The sequence below is a fragment of the Streptomyces sp. NPDC028289 genome, assembly GCF_055565975.1.
On record NZ_JBVHTI010000003.1, the window covers coordinates 1,038,676 to 1,057,305 of the forward strand.

16 protein-coding genes are annotated in these 18,630 nt (G+C 72.1%); 11 read left to right on the forward strand and 5 right to left on the reverse strand.

Annotated features, from left to right (window positions below; genetic code table 11):
- Positions 1–230: 230 nt before the first annotated feature.
- The gene (locus ACZ4UV_RS18860; protein ID WP_467839054.1) at positions 231–1,010 is read left to right on the forward strand and encodes a rhomboid-like protein; all 780 of its coding nucleotides are present in this window, start codon (positions 231–233) and stop codon (positions 1,008–1,010) included.
- Positions 1,011–1,014: 4 nt separating this feature from the next.
- Here the strand turns inward: ACZ4UV_RS18860 and ACZ4UV_RS18865 are convergent, their stop codons facing one another.
- Positions 1,015–2,505, reverse strand: a complete 1,491-nt coding sequence (locus ACZ4UV_RS18865; protein ID WP_467839057.1) for a sulfatase family protein — start codon at positions 2,503–2,505, stop codon at positions 1,015–1,017.
- Positions 2,506–2,789: 284 nt separating this feature from the next.
- Positions 2,790–3,593, reverse strand: coding sequence for a GNAT family N-acetyltransferase (locus ACZ4UV_RS18870; RefSeq protein WP_467839060.1), 804 nt, complete (start codon positions 3,591–3,593; stop codon positions 2,790–2,792).
- A 172-nt stretch (positions 3,594–3,765) separates the two neighbouring features.
- Here ACZ4UV_RS18870 and lon point away from each other — a divergent pair, with 172 nt between their 5' ends.
- Positions 3,766–6,186, forward strand: a complete 2,421-nt coding sequence (lon, locus tag ACZ4UV_RS18875; protein WP_390048889.1) for an endopeptidase La — start codon at positions 3,766–3,768, stop codon at positions 6,184–6,186.
- Between the two features lie 159 nt (positions 6,187–6,345).
- Here the strand turns inward: lon and ACZ4UV_RS18880 are convergent, their stop codons facing one another.
- Complete coding sequence (locus tag ACZ4UV_RS18880) at positions 6,346–7,161, reverse strand: lysozyme (RefSeq protein ID WP_451021298.1); 816 nt, start codon at positions 7,159–7,161, stop codon at positions 6,346–6,348.
- Between the two features lie 276 nt (positions 7,162–7,437).
- Between ACZ4UV_RS18880 and ACZ4UV_RS18885 the strand changes: the two genes are divergently transcribed.
- Entirely contained in the window at positions 7,438–7,929 is a 492-nt protein-coding gene (locus tag ACZ4UV_RS18885; RefSeq protein WP_351502617.1) for a MarR family winged helix-turn-helix transcriptional regulator, read from the forward strand.
- Between the two features lie 37 nt (positions 7,930–7,966).
- On the opposite strand, the gene ACZ4UV_RS18890 is transcribed toward ACZ4UV_RS18885, so the two are convergent.
- A complete protein-coding gene (locus tag ACZ4UV_RS18890; protein ID WP_467839065.1) occupies positions 7,967–8,755 on the reverse strand; it encodes a hypothetical protein in 789 nt (262 codons plus the stop codon).
- Positions 8,756–9,160: 405 nt separating this feature from the next.
- Here ACZ4UV_RS18890 and ACZ4UV_RS18895 point away from each other — a divergent pair, with 405 nt between their 5' ends.
- The 8 genes from ACZ4UV_RS18895 to ACZ4UV_RS18930 all read left to right on the forward strand — a co-directional run bounded on the left by ACZ4UV_RS18895 (position 9,161) and on the right by ACZ4UV_RS18930 (position 17,530).
- Positions 9,161–12,229 carry a sensor histidine kinase gene (locus ACZ4UV_RS18895; RefSeq protein ID WP_467839068.1) on the forward strand — a complete coding sequence of 1,023 codons (3,069 nt, stop codon included), beginning with the start codon at positions 9,161–9,163 and terminating at the stop codon, positions 12,227–12,229.
- Positions 12,226–12,729 (forward strand): roadblock/LC7 domain-containing protein, encoded by a 504-nt coding sequence (locus ACZ4UV_RS18900; RefSeq protein ID WP_451021296.1) that lies wholly within the window; start codon positions 12,226–12,228, stop codon positions 12,727–12,729. Before ACZ4UV_RS18895 ends, ACZ4UV_RS18900 begins: the two co-directional genes overlap by 4 nt.
- On the forward strand, positions 12,726–13,148 hold the full coding sequence (locus ACZ4UV_RS18905) for a DUF742 domain-containing protein (RefSeq protein WP_351502609.1): 423 nt from the start codon (positions 12,726–12,728) through the stop codon (positions 13,146–13,148). The genes ACZ4UV_RS18900 and ACZ4UV_RS18905 overlap by 4 nt, the downstream gene beginning before the upstream one ends.
- A complete protein-coding gene (locus ACZ4UV_RS18910; RefSeq protein ID WP_390048901.1) occupies positions 13,129–13,764 on the forward strand; it encodes a GTP-binding protein in 636 nt (211 codons plus the stop codon). The genes ACZ4UV_RS18905 and ACZ4UV_RS18910 overlap by 20 nt, the downstream gene beginning before the upstream one ends.
- Positions 13,765–13,806: 42 nt before the next feature.
- A complete protein-coding gene (locus ACZ4UV_RS18915) occupies positions 13,807–15,063 on the forward strand; it encodes a styrene monooxygenase/indole monooxygenase family protein (RefSeq protein WP_467839073.1) in 1,257 nt (418 codons plus the stop codon).
- Positions 15,064–15,273: 210 nt separating this feature from the next.
- Complete coding sequence (locus tag ACZ4UV_RS18920; RefSeq protein WP_390048905.1) at positions 15,274–15,927, forward strand: TetR/AcrR family transcriptional regulator; 654 nt, start codon at positions 15,274–15,276, stop codon at positions 15,925–15,927.
- 10 nt (positions 15,928–15,937) lie between these two features.
- Positions 15,938–16,273: a hypothetical protein gene (locus tag ACZ4UV_RS18925; protein WP_451019426.1), complete on the forward strand. Its 336-nt coding sequence runs from the start codon at positions 15,938–15,940 to the stop codon at positions 16,271–16,273.
- Between the two features lie 114 nt (positions 16,274–16,387).
- Positions 16,388–17,530 carry a C40 family peptidase gene (locus tag ACZ4UV_RS18930; protein ID WP_467839076.1) on the forward strand — a complete coding sequence of 381 codons (1,143 nt, stop codon included), beginning with the start codon at positions 16,388–16,390 and terminating at the stop codon, positions 17,528–17,530.
- Positions 17,531–17,654: 124 nt separating this feature from the next.
- Here the strand turns inward: ACZ4UV_RS18930 and ACZ4UV_RS18935 are convergent, their stop codons facing one another.
- Complete coding sequence (locus ACZ4UV_RS18935) at positions 17,655–18,593, reverse strand: AurF N-oxygenase family protein (RefSeq protein WP_093499118.1); 939 nt, start codon at positions 18,591–18,593, stop codon at positions 17,655–17,657.
- Between the last annotated feature and the right edge of the window lie 37 nt (positions 18,594–18,630).

Sequence of the window (18,630 nt, forward strand, 5' to 3'; positions counted from 1 at the left end):
CTTTGCGGCCACCCGAATTACGGGTGTCGGGCAGCCGCACGGGTGTCACCCGTTCGAGGGGCCGCCCGGCGCTTCGCGCCCATGGCCGCCGGGAAGCGGCTCGTATGGTTCCTTCTGACCCCTCTTGGTTCTTCAGAAAATCCTTTGAATCGTTCCGTGGGTGGCCTCGGTCATAGACAGCGGCTCGTGGGACGGCGAAGGGTGGGGTGAAACGGAAGGAGCGCCTCACCGTGGAACGGACCGCGAGGGCCGCATCGACGCCCACGCCCGAGCCCCTTCCGGCCGGGGACGTCGCCGTCCTCCTCGACGGCGTGCCCCGCCAGCGCGGCCCGCTCGCGGCACCCGCCCCGGGGCACCCGCGCACCGCCCTCCGACTGCGCCCCTGGCGGCTCCTTCCCACCCCCACCGGCACCCCGGTCACCTTCACCTACACGGCGATCCTGGCCCTCACCTCGCTCTTCGCGAGCTGCGCCAGTCCCCGCCTCCTGTACGCGGTCTACCAGGACTGCAGCACCGACGTCGCCCACCTGCTGCGCACCCCCGTCTTCGTCCTGCTGGCCAGCGCGCTGTGGGTCGCGGGCGGGCTGCTGTCGCCGTTCGCGCTGGCCTTCGCGCTCGTCCTGACCGCGCTGGAGCGGCGGATAGGAGGCGCCCGCGCGATCGTCGTCTTCCTGACGGGCCATGTCCTGGCCACCCTCGCGACCGAGGTCCCGGTCGGCCTCGCGGTCCTGGCCGGCCACCTCCCCGCCACCTCCCTGCACCGCCTCGACTACGGCATCAGCTTCGGCGTGGCCGCCAGCATCGGCGCGCTCTCCGGCCTCCTCGCCCCCTGGCTGCGCTGGCCGCTGCTCGCCCTGGTGGGCTACGACCTCATCGAGGACCTCATCGCCTTCGAGGACCCGATGACCAACTGGGGCCACCTGATCGCGCTGGGCATCGGGGCGGCGCTCTGGCCCGTTGTACGACGCTGGTACCGGGAGCGGGGTCCGGCCGTCGCCGTCCCGGCCTGAGGGTTCAGACGCGCCGCGCCGCCGCCAGCGCCTTCGCCGACTCCGGTACTCCCAGGGCCTTCTCCTGCTCTGCGGTGGCGCCGTGCAGGCGGTTGGTGAGCTGGTACGGGTCGGCTGCCAGGTCGTAGAACTCGCGGAAGAGCACTTTGCCGTCGCCCTGCGTGGGCAGGCCCTGCCCGTCGAGGCGCGTGCGGTAGTACTCGGTGTACTGCGTGGACCTGCCGATGTGGGTGGCCCAGGTGTGGATCGGCTCCTGGTCCTGCCGGTTCCACCACCACTCGGCGAGGAGGCGGTCGCGGTCGTTGCGGGTGTCCAGGAGCGAGTGGCCGTCGTGCGGGGTGTCCGGGGTGACGCCGGCCGCGTCCAGGAGGGTCGGGGCGATGTCGACATGGCCGGTGAGCCGGTCGTCGACGGTGCCCTCGCCCAGCCCCCGCGCGGGCCAGGACAGCCAGAACGGCACCTCCAGGCTCGGCCGGTACGGCACCGACTTGCGCAGCCAGCCGTGGTCCGCCCAGCACAGCCCGTGGTCGCTGGTGAACAGCACGAGGGTGTTCTCCAACTGGCCCAGCGCGCGCAGCTCGTCCCGGAAGTCCCGCATCGCGTCGTCCACCGACAGCAGGGTGCGCAACTGGCGCCCGCGCAGCGCCTTCCCCTGGTCGTACGTGTGCTTCGCCTTCTGCAGGAACGGCGGCTTGTCGCTCTTGTCGCCCTCGTACACGGAGGGCCGGCCGGGCCACTCCGGCACGCGCGCGTGCGCGTACCTCCGCTCCGGGATGTTGAGTTCGTGCGCGCTGCGGGTGGCGACGAACGCGAACCACGGCCGGGTGTCGGTCCGGGACCTGTCGATGAAGGCGAGGGCGCGGTCCCTGATGACGTGGGTGTTGTAGCCGGGGATGTTCCGGACCGTGCCGTTGTCGTTGTAGTGGCCGTCGTAGTACGCCACCGGTTCCTGGAGCAGCCACTCGTCGAAGTGCGGCGGGTTGTCGCCGGTGTGCCAGTAGTTGAGGTACTTGCCGAACAGGCCGGTGCGGTAGCCGGCCGCACGCAACTGGCGCTGGACGGTGGTGTGCTGGTCGAGGTGGTAGGGGTGGCGGGTGTCGAGGACGCCGTGGTGGTGCGCGTACCGCCCCGACATGATCGTGGACCTGGAGGGCGCGCAGAGCGGGGTGTTGGCGTGCGCCCGCGCGAAGGTGACGCCCTGCCCGCCCAGCCAGTCGGCGGTACGGCGGACCGCCCAGTCCGTCTCCTTGGGCTGGTCGTCGGTGAGGACGAGGAGGATGTTCGGGCGGGGATCGGTGCGGGGGAGGGGGGAGGCCGGGGGACGGCTTGCGGCGGGGGCCGCGGAGGCGGTGCGGGCGGGGGCGGGGGTGCCGGCGCCGTCGTCGCCGACGGCGCGCAGGGCCAACGGGACGGCGGCGCCGGCCGCGACGACGGCGGCGCCGGTGAGCACGGCGCGCCGTGCCGGCCGCTTGGGCGGCGACTGTTTCTCACTCATGTGTCCCCCCCCCCCGCCCCGGTGCGCGCCGCCATTTGCTGTGCGTCCGCTGGCAGTTTCGGGGCCTTTCCTGTGAGTTGCGTTGCGGTGGTGTAGCGAGGGCCTTGCGGAGTCGTGGCGGTGAGCACCCTCATTTCCCGCCGCAACGGTGCTCAGCCCCGACGGCGTCGTCCGGCGGTGCCGGACCGGGCGGGGCGATGCGCCGTTGTGGATGGCGGTCGGTTGCCGGGTGCGGAGGCGTCGTGGTTGCTCGCGCAGTTCCCCGCGCCCCTTTGGGGCGCGTTTCAGTCGGCCGGGGTCCAGATGTACGGCGTGGTGGTCGTGATCGCTGTGAAGCCCAGGCGCTGGAGGATCGGAGCGCTGGCGGACGAGGCCTCCACGAGGAGGTAGGGGACGTTCCGGGCTGCCGCGCGGGTCGCTCGCAGGGCCACCAGCGCGCGGTAGACGCCCCTGCCGCGCCACTCGGCCAGGGTGGAGCCGCCCAGCAGCATGGCGAAGTCCGTGCCGGGGCGGAAGGCGATCCAGGCCGCCGAGACGACCTCTCCGGCGGCCTCGGCGACGTACACCTCGTTGTCGTCGGGGGCGACCGTGAGCCGGCCCCTCAGGTACCCGGCGATCCACGCCATGCCCTCGCCCCACACCGCCGTCTCCAGCGCGGCGATCCGGTCCAGGTCCGCATCGGCGGTGACCCGGCGCAGGGTCACGCCCGGGGGCAGGGCGGGTGCGGCCACGGCCAGGTCCTCGACCAGGGCGATCACGACCGTCTCGCGTGGTTCGGGCACGAAGCCCGCCGCACGCAGCCGGTCGGGGAGGTCCGCCGGGTCGTCGTGCCCGCGCGTCTTCCACTCCACCGCCTCGCCGCGCGCCGCGAAGAAGTCCCGCTGCCGGGCGATCAGCGCGTCCAGTTCAAGGCCGCGCACGCCGCCCCAGTCGCGCGGCCCGGTCACGAAGCCGCGGTGCTGGCCCACCACCCGGAGGGCGGGACCGTCGTGCTCGTACGTGATCCCGGGGGCGGGGACGGGCTGGACGGCGCGCATCTGGGCGTCGTAGGCAGCCAGCAGGGCCGCGGTGAGGTCGGTGTCGGTCATCGGCCGACCGTACGGGGAATGAGCCCGCTCGGATCAACTGTTTTTACGGGCGTGGGACCGTGTTCGGCCAGGTCGGCAGTTGATCGCTCAGAGCGAACATATGCATGGGAACATTTCTGGGCTCGCAAACATTGAGTCGACATAGCTCAAGTTGACTGCCGAAGGGGAGATCATGGCTTCGACGTCCGCATCACTCACCCTCCCTGTGCTGCCGCTCGACGGCGAGGTTGTGCTGCCCGGGATGGTGGTCCCGCTGGACCTGAAGGACCCTGATGTACGCGCCGCCGTGGAGGCCGCGCAGGCCGCCGCCCGTACCGAGCCCGGCAAGCCCAGGGTGCTGCTGGTGCCGCGGGTCGACGGGACCTACCCGAGCACCGGTGTGCTCGGCACCGTGGAGCAGGTCGGCCGCCTGGCCGACGGCGACCCGGGCGCGCTGATCCGCGGCCGCTACCGGGTGCGCATCGGCGCCGGCACCACCGGCCCGGGTGCGGCCCTGTGGGTGGAGGGCACCCGCATCGACGAGAACGTCCCGGACCCGGTGCCCGGTCATGTCACCGAACTGGTCAAGGAGTACAAGGCCCTCGCCACCGCCTGGCTGCGCAAGCGCGGCGCCTGGCAGGTCGTGGACCGGGTGCAGGCCATCGACGACGTCTCCCAGCTCGCGGACAACTCCGGTTACTCGCCCTTCCTGACCACCGAGCAGAAGATCGAGCTCCTGGAGACCGTCGACGCGGTCGCCCGCCTGAAGCTGGCCACCCAGCAGCTCCGCGACCACCTCGCCGAGCAGGACGTGGCGGAGACCATCGCCAAGGACGTCCAGGAGGGCGTCGACAAGCAGCAGCGCGAGTTCCTGCTCCGCCGTCAGCTGGAGGCGGTCCGCAAGGAGCTGCGCGAGCTGAACGGCGACGCCGCCAAGGACGGCGAGGAGTCCGACGACTACCGCGCCCGGGTGGAGGCCGCCGACCTGCCGGAGAAGGTCCGCGAGGCCGCCCTCAAGGAGGTCGACAAGCTGGAGCGGTCCAGCGACCAGTCGCCCGAGGGCTCGTGGATCCGCACCTGGCTCGACACCGTCCTCGAACTGCCGTGGAACGAGCGGACCGAGGACGCCTACGACATCCAGGGCGCCAAGGCGGTCCTGGACGCCGAGCACGCCGGTCTGGAGGACGTGAAGGAGCGGATCACCGAGTACCTGGCGGTGCGCAAGCGCCGTAGCGACCGGGGGCTCGGAGTCATCGGCGGGCGCCGTGGCGGTGCCGTGCTGGCCCTGGTCGGCCCGCCCGGTGTCGGCAAGACCTCGCTCGGTGAGTCGGTCGCGCACGCGATGGGCCGCAAGTTCGTCCGGGTCGCCCTCGGCGGCGTCCGGGACGAGGCCGAGATCCGCGGTCACCGCCGTACGTACGTCGGCGCGCTGCCCGGCCGGATCGTGCGGGCCATCAAGGAGGCCGGTTCGATGAACCCGGTCGTCCTGCTGGACGAGATCGACAAGGTGGGGTCCGACTTCCGGGGCGACCCGGCCGCTGCCCTGCTCGAAGTCCTCGACCCGGCGCAGAACCACACCTTCCGCGACCACTACCTGGAAGTCGAACTCGACCTGTCCGACGTCGTCTTCCTGGCCACCGCCAACGTCCTGGAGGCGATCCCGGAGGCCCTGCTCGACCGCATGGAGCTGGTCCGCCTGGACGGCTACACCGAGGACGAGAAGGTCGTCATCGCCCGTGACCACCTGCTCCCGCGCCAGCTGGAGCGGGCGGGGCTCGCCAAGGACGAGGTGATCCTCGACGAGAGCGCGCTGCGCAAGCTCGCCGGCGAGTACACCCGCGAGGCGGGCGTGCGCACCCTGGAGCGCTCGATCGCCCGGCTGCTCCGCAAGGTCGCGGCCCAGCACGAACTGGGCGAGCGGGAGCTGCCGTTCACGATCAGGGACGAGGACCTGCGCGCCCTGATCGGCCGGCCGCACCACGTGCCCGAGTCCGCCCAGGACCCGGCCGAGCGCCGCACGGCGGTCCCGGGTGTGGCGACGGGCCTCGCGGTCACCGGCGCCGGTGGCGACGTGCTCTTCGTCGAAGCCTCCCTGGCCGACCCGGAGACGGGCGCGGCGGGTCTGACCCTCACCGGTCAGCTGGGTGACGTGATGAAGGAGTCGGCGCAGATCGCCCTGTCCTTCCTCCGCTCGCACGGCGCCGAACTGGAACTCCCGGTCGGCGACCTGAAGGACCGGGGCGTGCACATCCACTTCCCGGCGGGCGCGGTTCCCAAGGACGGCCCGAGCGCCGGCGTCACGATGACGACGGCCCTCGCGTCACTGCTCTCCGGGCGGCTGGTCCGCACGGACGTGGCGATGACCGGCGAGGTCTCGCTGACCGGCCGGGTGCTGCCCATCGGCGGCGTGAAGCAGAAGCTGCTCGCCGCCCAGCGTGCCGGGGTGACGACCGTCATCATCCCGAAGCGCAACGAGGCCGACCTGGACGACGTCCCGGCCGAGGTGCTGGACAAGCTCGACGTCCACGCCGTGACCGACGTCCGCCAGGTCCTGGAGCTGGCGCTCGCGCCCGCCACGAACGGCGCGGCGCCGGAGGTTCCGGTAGCGGCGTGACGGACGCTGCCGGATGCAGAAGAAGGCCCGGGTTCCCGCGAGGGGCCCGGGCCTTCGCGCTGTGCGCCGTTGTTCGTCCGCGGCGCCGTCGTGGCTGGTCGCGCCCACGCGGCGGAGCCGCACATCGACAACAGCCCCGCGCCCCTTCGGGGCGCTTGCTCAGCCGTTGGCCAGTGCCACCACCCGGTCCAGGGCCCCGTTGAACTTGTCGTGGTCCCCGACCGACGGCCCGGTCGACGTGTACTGCCACATCGTGTACGTCGACCAGCCGGCCGGCAGTGTGCCCACCTCCGAGGCGTACCGGGCGATCCACAGCGGGTTGGCGGAGCCGAAACCGCCGTAGTTGCCGGTGCAGTCGCTCCACCAGCTGGTCGCCGTGTAGATGACCGCGGCGCGGCCGGTGCGGGCCTTGTACCGGTTCAGGAAGTCGGTGATCCAGGTGACCATCCCGCTCTTGGACTTGCCGTAGCAGGCCGCGCCGTACGGGTTCCACTCGATGTCGAGGACGCCGGGAAGGGTCCGGCCGTCCTTGGACCAGCCGCCGCCGTGGTCGACGAAGTAGTCGGCCTGGGCGGCGCCGCCCGCGGTGTCCGGGGTCGCGAAGTGGTAGGCGCCGCGGATCATGCCGACGTCGTAGGAGCCGTTGTACTGCTTGGCGAAGTAGGGGTTGGTGTAGTACGTGCCTTCCGTCGCCTTGGAATACGCCCATCTGACCCCGCTGCCCAGCAGGGTCGACCAGGAGGCGTCGCCCTGGTAGCTGGCGACGTCGACGCCTTCGGTCTGGGTGGCGAGGTCGGTCTTGGGCGTGCCGCTCCGGCCGTCGTGGGCCAGGACGCCCATTCCCATGTACGCCGAGCCGCGGGCCGGGACGGCCGGGCCGGACGCGTCGGCGTGGGCGGGGACCGGGGCGAGTGCTGCGAGCAGCAGCACCAGCAGGCCGGTCAGGAGTGTGGGGGCGGGTCTGTGCACGGGCATGACGTGCCTCCGTGGGGTGAGGTGAGGTCCCAGGTATGCCAGAGGCGGTCGTTCCGCGCGGCGCGACACGACGCAGTGTCACACGGCTCGACGCGGCTCAATGGCGTGGGCATGCCAGCAATGGCCTGGGTGCGGACGCTACGCACGGGCCGGACCCCGGGGAAGGGGATCCGGAGGCTGCCGTTGGTCTACGCCTGCGGAATACTTGGCGAGCTGCGGCGATGACGGGGCTTGACGGAAACTTTCAGGACTGCGAAACCGATCAGGGGTGCTGACGTGCACGAGGACGAAAAGGGCGACGAACAGCGCGCCGCCACCGGGTTGACGCCGAGCGGTGCCGACCAGGAGTTCCTGGCCCTGGAGCGCGAGTTGACGGTGCTGCTGCGCCGCGCCCGGGCCAGCCAGGGCGAGATGGCCCGGGAGGTCCACCCCGACCTGGAGTCCGCCGCGTACGGGCTGCTCGTACGGCTCGACGAGTGCGGCGGCCAGCGTGCCACCGAACTGGCCGCCTACGTCGGCGTCGGCAAGGCCACCATGTCCCGCCAGCTGCGCGCCCTGGAGGAGCTCGGCCTGATCGCCCGGGAGCCCGACCCGGCCGACGGGCGGGCCTGGCTGGTCGCCCTCACCGACGAGGGCAGGCGCCGGGTCGGCACGGTGCGCGAGGCCCGCCGGGGCCGCTACGTCCGCCAGCTCGCCCACTGGGACCGCACCGAGGTCGCGGAACTGGCCCGGCTGCTGAGCCAGTTGAACGGCGTCATGGAGAAGTAGCCGGCATCAGGCCGCCACCGGGCGGCCACCGGGGGCGTCACAGCTCGGCGTACACCACCGTCGCGTCGTCGTGCGTCTTGCTCCGCCGCAGGAACACCCGATCCTCCCGGTCGGCCGCCTCCAGCTCCCGCACCCGGCCGACCAGCGCCCGCGCACCCTCCTTGCGCACGACGTCGAGGAGGGCGCTCCAGTCGCCCTCCCGGAACTTCTCCGTCCAGCGGGTCGCCCCGTCGGTGAGGGCGGCCAGCGCGCGGACCTCGGCGCGGGGCACGGTCCCGGTGACCGCGCGGGCCGCCACCGAGGGGTCGGCGGCGGCCGTGAAGAAGCCGCCCTCCTTGTTGCGGACCGTGGCGTCGGCGATCGCGTCCGAGGCCAGCGAGGCGCGCGGCACCCGGTCGAGCCGGTCGTCCAGGACCGGGGTGACCGTGCCGTCGGGTGACCTCAGGAGCAACGCGGAGTCGGACAGGACGAGGAACTCCACGGTCTCCGCGGACCAGCGGCTCAGCACGACCGTCGCCTGAGGGGTGCGCGGGTGAGAAAGGTCACAGGTGTCACCATGTGCCGCGGCCGTGCGGGCGATCGCCTGTTCGAGTATCTCCCGCAGCGTCAGATCTCCTCGCGAAACGGTCAGTTCGGTCAGTGCGCCGCCCAGTCGCGCGGTGAACCAGGGGACGGAATGCAGACACCCGGTCCCGTCCCTGGGCGGGGTCACCCCGTCCAGGACGATCACACAACCCCCCTGTCCCGAGGCGGGAAGTCCGACAGCGGCGAAGTCCTCGTTGGGGCGGTCGGGGGCGCCGGGTTCCGAAACGACCTCAGTATGCATTCGGCCAGTCTGCACGACCCCTCCACAGGCTTCACCAAAGGCTGGCAACCACCCCGGAATTGATGCGGCCCCGCAGGTCAGCCGCCTGTTTTGGGGTGGAATGGCGCACTCCGGGAAGCTGCGGTGGCGAATCCTGTCAAAGCCTGCCGTCCGCGTCCAACCCGCCAGCCGGAAAAGGCCCCCGCAGGGTCCGCCGGAACTTGCCCGCCAACTCCTGTCCGATGTTCACTCCTTCGGGTGGCGGGTGGGGTGATGTGAGACCACTGCCTACCGGCGCTGGGAGGGTCGGGGACCGAAATACAGGCGCACGCATCGGGTGCGTGCACCACTTGGCACCGAACGCCGGGAATCATGACGGGGTGCCACCCAACCCTTGGGTACACGAGTTCAGGAATGCGAGCACCGGTGCAGAAGACGCGGCCTCGGCGCACAGGCAAGAAGACGGCCTCCGAAACGGGCGCCGCGGCCCCCGTCGGCACCGGCCGCCCCAAGCACGTCCGCACCCGGCTGATCGTGGCCGTGGCCGTGGTCGCCGCGGCGATCGCGGGAGCCGGAGCGCCCGCCCTGCTCACCGCCTCCGGGCAGCTGAGCGACTCCCAGGACCTGGTGACCCTGTCCGGCCGCACCCAGGACGCGCTGGCCCTCGCCAACTCGCTCGCCGACGAGCGCGACGAGGTCACCTCCTACATCGCGGCCGGCCGCCCCAGGTCCAAGGCCCCCTCCGAGGACCGCAGCGCCCGCGTCGACCGCCAGGTCGAGGACCTGCGCGCGGACCCCGACGCCCCCGGCTGGCTGCGCACCGACCTGGACGGCATCGCCGCCGTCCGCCGCTCCGCCCTCACCGGCAAGAGCACGGCCCTCGAAGCGCACCAGGCGTACTCGGCGACCATCACCGAACTGCACCGGCTCGCCGGGCAACTGGCCGAGCAGATGCCCCCCAGGGCCGGCTCCGGCGCCTACGCGCTCGCCGAACTGGACTCCGCCGTCCAGCAGTCCGCGGCGGCCCGGGGCCTCCTGCTGGCCGCCCTGAACATCCCCAGCACCACCCAGACCACGATCAGCCCCCTCACCGGTCTGCCCGTCACCAGCACCACCACCTCCGAGGCCGACAGGAAGCAGCGCGACGCGCTCACCGCGGCCGCCCAGCAGGCCAGGCTGCGCGCCGACGCGGCCCTCGCCGACTTCCACGACACGGCGCCCAAGGCGGCCGTCGACTCGTACGACTCCACGGTCACCGGCGGTGACGTCAACGACGCCGACAAGTACCTGGCCGCCCTCACCGACCAGCCGACCTTCTCCGACGACGACCTCTCCACCGGCACCAAGAAGCTGGACGCGGCGCTGTCCGCCCGGGTCGACCTGATGCGGGGCGTGGAGTCGGCCCTCTACGACCACCGCACCAAGGACCTCGCGGCGCTCCGCGACGACGACGTGACCGCGCTGGAGATCCGCGTCGCGGTGATCGGCGCCCTGATGCTGGTCGCGGTCGGCATCGCCACGGCCATGGCCCGCAGCCTCACCCGCCCCCTCTCCGTGCTCCGCCGGGGCTCGGCCCGGCTCGCCGGGGCCGAGGACCCGCGCGCCGAGGAACCGATCGCCTTCACCGGCCGCAACGACGAGTTCGCCCAGGTCGTCCGCTCCGTCAACGCCCTGCACGCGCACGCCACGGAGCTCTACGACCGCATCGCCACCCTGGAGACCGACCGCAAGCACCTGGTCGGCCAGCGCCAGAAGATGGCCGACGCCCGTGAGGAGCTGCGCGCCGAGGTCACCGACGCCGCGGCCCAGCTGGAGCGGCTGCGCACCAGCATCGGCTCCACCTTCGTCAACCTCGCGCTGCGCACGCTCGGCCTGGTGGAGCGCCAGCTGGCCGTGATCGAGACCCTGGAGGAGCGCGAACAGGACCCCGAGCGCCTGTCGACCCTCTTCAAGCTCGACCACTTCGCCACGGTCATGCGCCGCCACAGCGAGAACCTCCTGGTCCTGGCCGGCACCGAACACGTCCAGCAGCACGCGGGCCCGATCCCGCTGGTGGACGTGGTCCGGGCGGCGGTCAGCGAGATCGAGCGCTACGAGCGGGTCCGGATCGCCTCCCTCCCGCCGCACGCGCACGTGGCCGGCTTCGCCGCCGACGACCTCTCCCACCTCCTCGCCGAACTCATGGAGAACGCCACCGCGTCCTCCCCGCCCGACGTCCCCGTCGAGATCTCCGGCTGGCTGCTGGAGAGCGGCGAGGTCATGCTCTCCGTCCAGGACGAGGGCATCGGCATGACCGCCGACCGCATGGTCCGCCTCAACGGCCGCCTCGCCGAGTTCGACCCCGAGTCGCCCTACGACCAGGAGGGCGAGGACGGTCTCGGCCTCGGTCTCTACGTGGTGGCCCGGCTGGCCCACCGGCACGGCGTCCGCGTCCAGCTCCGCGAGCAGAAGCAGGGCGGGGTGGCGGCGGTCGTGGTCCTGCCCCAGCCGCTGCTGGCCGCGGCTCCGGCGACGTCGGTTCCGCAGGCCACGACGGCTCCCGGCGGCACCCAGGCCTTCTCCCTCCCCGGCGCGGCCGCGGAGGTCAACTCCAACGTCCTGTACGGGCGCTCGACGTCCGGCGACCCCCTGGTGACGCTGGCGGAGAAGGCGGTACGCGAGGCCGACGAACAGCCCGCCCACGAGCAGGCGCCGGCGCCGAAGGCCCAGGACCCGGAGCCGACGGTACGACCCAAGGCACCGGCGGAGACCTTTGCCGAGACCACGATGGAACTGCTGGTCCCGCTCACGGAACAGGATCCCGAGCCGACCGAGGAGACCGAGCCGCAGCCACGGACCGTTCCCGGCGAGGAGCGGACGCAGGCCGGTGCTGCCGAGCAGCGGCCGCACCCCGCCGACGCCGAGATCCGGCCGCGGCGTCGGCGGGTCGAGGGTGACGACTGGCCCGGGTCGCTGGGTCCCGAGGACGAGGACCGGCCGCGGCGTCGGCGGGTCGAGGACGACGACTGGCCCGGGTCGCAGTCGGTGGACGCCGACAACCACGCGCGTCCGCAACCCGCGGCCGCCGACGGCGAGTACGCCCCACCGGGGCCACCCGCACCCGACCTGGCCGCCCGCACAGGTGGTGCGGGTGGGAACGACTTCGGCGCAGCCGAAGAGCACTCCCGCCCGCTGCCCCTGCCCGCGACCGCCGAGGCCGAGGACGACGGCGACGCCGAGGACGAGGTCACCAGCAAGGGCCTCCCCAAGCGCACCCCCAAGATCACCGCTCCCGCCCCACCGCCCCGCCAGCGCGGCACCGGCGTCGACGCGGACGCCCTCCGCCGCAGGCTCGGCGGCTTCCGCAGGGGCGCCGACGCGGGACGGCGTGACGTCGAGGCGGAGATCGCCGAGCAGACCGGCCAGAACCAGGTGCCGAGCAGCGTACGAGCCGTACCCGGAACAGCCGTATCCGAAGAAGCCACGGGGGGCACAGTCGAGGAGGCAAGCAGTTGACCGCGCCCAGTACCTTCGGACTGAGCAGTGAGGCCCGCAACCTGCACTGGCTGCTGAGCAACCTCGTCGAGGAGGTGCCCGGGATCCAGTCGGTCGCGGTGGTCTCCTCCGACGGCCTGCTCCTGCTCTCCTCGGACACCAGCCGGAACCAGGCGGCCCGCGAGGCACAGACCGAGAAACGCAAGGGCCCCCGCGGCTCCGCCGCCGACCTCGCCACCATCGTCTCGGGCATCGGCAGCCTCACCATCGGCGCCGCCCGGCTGATGGACTTCGGCCCGGTCAAGCACACGATGGTCGCGATGGAGGAGGGCAGCCTCTTCGTGATGTCGATCAGCGACGGCTCGCTGCTGGGGGTGCACGGCAGCGCGGAGTGCGACATGAGCGTGGTGGCCTATCACATGGCACTGTTCGTCGGCCGCGCCGGCCACGTCCTCACCCCCGAACTCCGCACCGAGCTACGCAAGTCCCTAGAGGCCGACGCGACGAGGAGCGGCCGATGAGCAGCGCGCCGAAGAACCGCAGGCAGAACCTCCCGGTACGCGGCGGCGACCGCAAACCCGCCCGCGTCCGCCCCTACTCGCTCACCGGCGGCCGTACCCGCTTCGGCCACGTCCTCCTCGTGGAGACGTTCGTGGCCGCGCTCGAGGCCCCGGAGGAGCGCAAGGAACTGACGAATGGTTCCCTCAGCACCCGGGTGATGCCCGAGATGCAGGCCATCGTCGAACTGTGCCGCCGCATGCGCACGGTGGCCGAGATCGCCGCGCTGCTGAAGATGCCGCTCGGCGTGGTCCGGGTCCTGCTCAGCGACCTCGCGGACCAGGGAAAGATCCGTGTGTACGGAACCGGTACCGGACACGGCGTCGGCCGTCCGGACCGCGCTCTGCTGGAAAGGGTGCTGAGTGGACTACGCCGTCTCTGACGCCACCGGCGTCAACCCGCTCCTCGACGAGGAGGAGCAGCCGCGGTCCTGGCAGACGGACCGCAGCCGGGCCCCCATCGCGACGAAGATTGTCGTCGCGGGCGGTTTCGGCGTCGGCAAGACCACCCTGGTCACCGCCGTCTCGGAGATCACGCCCCTGCAGACCGAGGCGCTGATGACCGAGGCGAGCGAGGAGACCGACGACCTCACCGCCACGCCCGGCAAGCTGACCACCACCGTGGCCATGGACTTCGGCCGCATCACGCTCGACGACGACCTGGTGCTCTACCTGTTCGGCACGCCGGGCCAGCAGCGGTTCTGGTTCATGTGGGACGACCTGGTGCGCGGCGCGATCGGCGCCGTCGTCCTCGCGGACACCCGGCGCCTGAAGGACTGCTTCCCGGCGCTGGACTACTTCGAGAGCTGCGGACTGCCGTACGTCGTCGCGGTCAACCACTTCGACGGCAGTGAGCGCTTCGAACCCGAGGACGTGCGCGAGGCATTGACGATCCCTCCGCACATACCTGTAATGATCATGGACGCCCGCCGTCGGGTCTCGGCCATCGAGACGCTGCTGTCCCTGGTCGCCCACGCGCTGGACGAAACCCCCGAGTAGCACCCCGGGTAGATCTTCTGAACCCTTAGGAGCCACCACCGCATGCGGAAGATACTCGTCGTGGGGGCCGGCCAGGCCGGTCTCCAGCTCGCCCTCGGCCTCCAGTCCAACGGCTACGAGGTCACCCTGATGTCGAACCGGACCGCGGACGAGATCCGCTCCGGCCGGGTCATGTCGACGCAGTGCATGTTCCACACGGCACTGCAGCACGAGCGCGATCTCCAGCTGAACTTCTGGGAGTCCCAGGCCCCGAAGATCGAAGGACTCGGCGTCTCGGTCGCGGCCCCCGGCTCCTGGGGTGAGGGCCCCGCGGCCCGTGCCATCGACTGGGTGGGCAGGCTCGACGGGTACGCGCAGTCGGTCGACCAGCGGGTCAAGATGGCCGGCTGGATGGAGACCTTCGCACAGCGCGGCGGCCAGCTGGTCATCCACGGCGCGGCGGTCGGCGACCTCGACTACTTCGCCCGCACCTACGACCTGGTGCTGGTCTCGGCGGGCAAGGGCGAACTGGTCCAGATGTTCGGCCGCGACGCCTCCCGCTCGCCGTACGGCGAGCCGCAGCGCGCGCTCGCCGTCGCCTACGTCCACGGCCTCGGCCCCCGGCCCGAGCACCCGGACTTCTACGCGGTCCGCTGCAACCTGGTCCCCGGCGTCGGCGAGCTCTTCGTCATGCCGACCCTGACCACCTCCGGACCCGCCGACATCCTCTTCTGGGAGGGCATACCCGGCGGTCCGCTGGATGTCTTCAACGGCGTCAAGGACCCCTCGGAGCACCTCTCCCTGACCCTGGAACTCATGGAGCGGTACACGCCCTGGGAGTACGCGCGGGCCACCAAGGTCGAACTGACCGACGCCGGCGGCACCCTCGCCGGCCGCTACGCCCCCACCGTCCGCAACCCGATCGGCCGCCTCCCCGGCGGCGGCCTGGTCCTCGGCGTCGCGGACGTCGTCGTCGCCAACGACCCGATCACCGGCCAGGGCTCCAACTCCGCTTCCAAGTGCGCGGCCTCCTACCTCGCCTCGATCCTCGAACAGGGCGAGAAGGAGTTCGACGAGACCTGGATGCAGGAGACGTTCGACCGCTACTGGAACACGGCCCAGCACGTCACCAAGTGGACGAACGCCATGCTGGCGCCCCCGCCGGAGCACATCCTCAACCTGATCGGCGCGGCGGGCCAGCTCCAGCCGGTCGCCGACCGCTTCGCCAACGCCTTCAACGACCCCGCCGACTTCGAGAACTTCTTCTACGAGCCGGAGAAGACGGAGGCGTACCTGGCCTCGGTGGCAGGCGCCGCCTGAGCAGGTAGGTTCTCGGCCGCGGGTGCGCGGTGCTTGCTCGCGCAGTTCCTCCCCCAGCCTTCGGCCGGGGGTACCCCCAGCGCCCCTGGCGGGGCGCTGCGGCAACGCGCCCCCGAAGGGGCGCGGGGAACTGCGCGACCAGCCACGACGGCGCCGCACCCGACCACCACCCCATCGCGGCACCATCAGCGGAACACATACCCTGCACACATGACCCCCCAGGCCGCCACCCCCGCCTACCGCAGACTGTCCGTCGAGGAGCGGCGCAGCCAGCTGCTCGACGCGGCTCTCTCGCTCTTCGCGCACCGGGCGCCGGAGGAGGTGTCGCTCGACGACGTGGCGGAGGCGGCCGGGGTCTCCCGCCCGCTGGTGTACCGCTACTTCCCCGGGGGCAAGCAGCAGCTCTACGAGGCCGCCCTCAGGTCGGCCGCCGAGGAACTCGAACACTGCTTCGACGAGCCCCGTGAGGGCCCCCTCCTGCCCCGGCTCGCCCGCGCCCTCGACCGCTACCTCGCCTTCGTCGACCAGCACGACGCCGGCTTCAGCGCCCTGCTCCAGGGCGGCAGCGTGGTGGAGACCTCGCGGACGACGGCGATCGTGGACGGCGTACGGCGGGCTGCCGCGCAGCACATTCTCAGCCACCTGGACATCGCCGACCCCGGCCCCCGGCTGCGGATGACCGTCCGGATGTGGATCACCGCCGTCGAGGCGGCCTCCCTCATCTGGCTCGACGAGGACAAGCAGCCGCCCGTGGAGGAGTTGCGGGACTGGCTGGTGGACCAGTTCGTCGCCGTGCTCAGCGTGACCGCGCGCCGCGACCCGCAGACCGCGGCCCTCGTCGACGCCCTCGCGGCGGATGGCTGAAACTGGTGTCGTGAAGAGTCAGGACACCCCCTTCGAGGGCGGCCCCATGGACGGGCGGGTGCTGCCCGTGCTGCTCGGCATGACCGGCCACCCCCCGAAGACGTACCGCATCCCGGTCCCGGACCCGGCGGGCGGCCCGCCCACCGTCCTGGTCTACCGCCGGGTGTCCCGGGGACAGGGCGTGGGGGTCCCCCCGCGCGAGCGAAGCCGAGCGTGGGGGAGGCTGGGCCTGTCCCAGGGCTGGAAGTACGAGTACGACCCGACGGGCAAGGGGGCCGGCGGCGGGCCGAAGTGGCCGTGGTCGAAGCAGGGCCCGGCCCGGAGGCCCGACGGCACCGACGGGTGACATGGTTGCGCCGTACGGCGCACATGCGCCGCGCGGACCACGCATACACATCTGATAATCACGTGATCATCGCGATGTGGAACGGAGAGACCGTCCCGCATCGGAGGTGATGACGTGTCAGGAAGGTTCCTGCGTCTGGCCTGTACGGCCGCGGTGGCGGCGGCCCAGGCCGTCCTCGCGCCGTTGCCCGCCCTCGCCGCACCCGACCCGGCGCAGCCGGTCGCCGGGCTGCTGACGGACCTGCAGCAGGCGTACCGGCAGACCGAACAGGCCACCGAGACCTACAACGCGACGGCGGAACGGCTGCAGCGGCAGCGCGCCGAGGTGACCCGCCTGGACGGCGAGCTGGCCCTCGCCCGGCGCTCCCTGCACACCAGCAGGGCCGAGGCGGGCCGGCTGGCCCGGCAGCAGTACCAGAACACCAGCGCGATCTCCCCGTACCTGCGGCTGCTGCTCGCCCGTGACCCGCAGCACGCGCTCGACGAGGGTCATGTCATCGGCGAGCTGGCGCGCGAGCGGGCGAAGACGGTGGGCCGGCTGACCGACGACGAGCGGAACCACGCCGACCTGGCCCGCCGGGCCCGCACCGCGCTCGACACCCGACTCGCCCTCGCCGAGAAGCAGAAGAAGCAGCGTGACGAGGTCCGCACCCGCCTCCTGGACGTGGAGCGCATGCTGGTGTCCCTCACCCCCGACCAGCTCACCGCGGTCGCCGACCTGGAGAAGGAGAAGACGGCGGACGCCCAGCGCAAGCTCACCACGTCCGGCGCCCTGGGCACCGCCACGCCGCCCCCCTCCCCGGCCGGCGACCGCGCGGTGCGCTACGCCGTGCAGCAGCTGGGGAAGCCGTACCAGTGGGGAGCGGCGGGCCCGGTGTCGTACGACTGCTCGGGCCTGACCTCCCAGGCCTGGGGCCACGCCGGCACCCCGATCCCGCGTACCAGCCAGGAGCAGTGGGCCGACCTGCCCCACGTCCCCCTGAACCGCCTGCGCCCCGGCGACCTGGTCGTCTACTTCCCCGAGGCCACCCACGTGGCCCTCTACCTCGGCGGCGGCAAGGTGGTCCAGGCCCCCCGCCCCGGCGCGAAGATCAAGGTCTCCCCGATCGCCGCCAACCCGATCCTGGGCGCGGTACGCCCCGATCCGAAGGCGGCCTCCCTGGCCTCCTACACGCCCCCGGCGATCCCGAAGACGGCGACAGAGGGCCCGGACGACAGCTTCGGGACATTGCCGCCGACGGCGCCGACTTCCACCTAGGCAAGGCGCGGGGCTGTCTCGGCATGCGGTGCGGACACCCACCTGAAGGGGCGCTGGGGGTACCCCCGGCCGAAGGCCGGGGGAGGAACTGCGCGACCAGCCCCCACCCACCCGCACCCGACACTCAAGCCAGCAGCCCCGAGCTCTTCCACAACCGCCGCCCAGCCCCCCGGAGAACCCCGATGTCGTCCAGGAAGTCGGTCAGCCGCTTCGCGCCGGTCTGCATGACCTCCCGCCGATGCCCACTCGCCCGCACCTGAGCCACGGCCTCCCGCCGGTCCAGCCCCACGTTCGTGTAGACCTCCGGATTCACGAAGGCGACCGAGAACACCCGTGCGAACTCACCGGAGGTGACCCGCGTGAACTCCTGCGACCACCGCGGCGCCGTCACCATCTGCCGGCGCAGCTCCTCGCGGGCGTACCGCACGTGCCGGGCCTCCTCGACCACGTGGATCCGCGTGACCCCGCGGACGAGCGGCTGGACCCGCTCGTCCGGGAAGGTCAGCCGCTGCATCCAGTCGAGGACCTCCTCGCCGAGCAGGGTGGCCGTGAAGGACCCGGGGGTCGTGGAGATCGTCTTGAAGAGGCGGCCCAGGTTCTGGTGGGCGCGGCTCACCGGGTACCAGGGCGCGTCACCGCGCGCTATCAGCCGCGCGAACATCTTCGAGTGCCGGCACTCGTCCTCGATCTCGGTCAGCGCGTAACGCACGTGCGCGGTCGTCGCCGCCTTGTCGTAGATGTGCCGGACCAGCAGCTGCATCAGGATCAGCTCGAACCAGATCCCCAGCGAGGCCAGCGCGGCGGCCTCGTGCTGGGAGAGCAGGATCCGCTGTTCCTCGCTCATCCGCTGCCACATCGGCGTGCCGTACAGCGACACCAGCTCCGGCGGCCAGAACCACTTGCCCTCCTCGAAGGGCGCGTCCCAGTCCAGCTCCTTGTCCGGGTCGAAGGAGTGCTTCGCGGAGGAGACGAGCAGCCGTTCGGCCACCTGCTCGCGGTCCTTGAGCAGGCCGAGCGCGTCCCGCAGTCCGTCGACCGCGTCGGCTTCCGTCAGGGTCGTCATGGCTCCCTCACCTCGTTACCCGGGAGTAGTCGTCGTC

Bases quoted from the DNA above. Each gene is read 5' to 3' on its own strand.
- ACZ4UV_RS18865 (WP_467839057.1), bottom strand. From the start codon at position 2,505: ATGAGTGAGAAACAGTCGCCGCCCAAGCGGCCGGCACGGCGCGCCGTG.
- ACZ4UV_RS18870 (WP_467839060.1), bottom strand. From the start codon at position 3,593: ATGACCGACACCGACCTCACCGCGGCCCTGCTGGCTGCCTACGACGCC.
- lon (WP_390048889.1), top strand. From the start codon at position 3,766: ATGGCTTCGACGTCCGCATCACTCACCCTCCCTGTGCTGCCGCTCGAC.
- ACZ4UV_RS18880 (WP_451021298.1), bottom strand. From the start codon at position 7,161: ATGCCCGTGCACAGACCCGCCCCCACACTCCTGACCGGCCTGCTGGTG.
- ACZ4UV_RS18890 (WP_467839065.1), bottom strand. From the start codon at position 8,755: ATGCATACTGAGGTCGTTTCGGAACCCGGCGCCCCCGACCGCCCCAAC.
- ACZ4UV_RS18905 (WP_351502609.1), top strand. From the start codon at position 12,726: ATGAGCAGCGCGCCGAAGAACCGCAGGCAGAACCTCCCGGTACGCGGC.
- ACZ4UV_RS18915 (WP_467839073.1), top strand. From the start codon at position 13,807: ATGCGGAAGATACTCGTCGTGGGGGCCGGCCAGGCCGGTCTCCAGCTC.
- ACZ4UV_RS18920 (WP_390048905.1), top strand. From the start codon at position 15,274: ATGACCCCCCAGGCCGCCACCCCCGCCTACCGCAGACTGTCCGTCGAG.
- ACZ4UV_RS18935 (WP_093499118.1), bottom strand. From the start codon at position 18,593: ATGACGACCCTGACGGAAGCCGACGCGGTCGACGGACTGCGGGACGCG.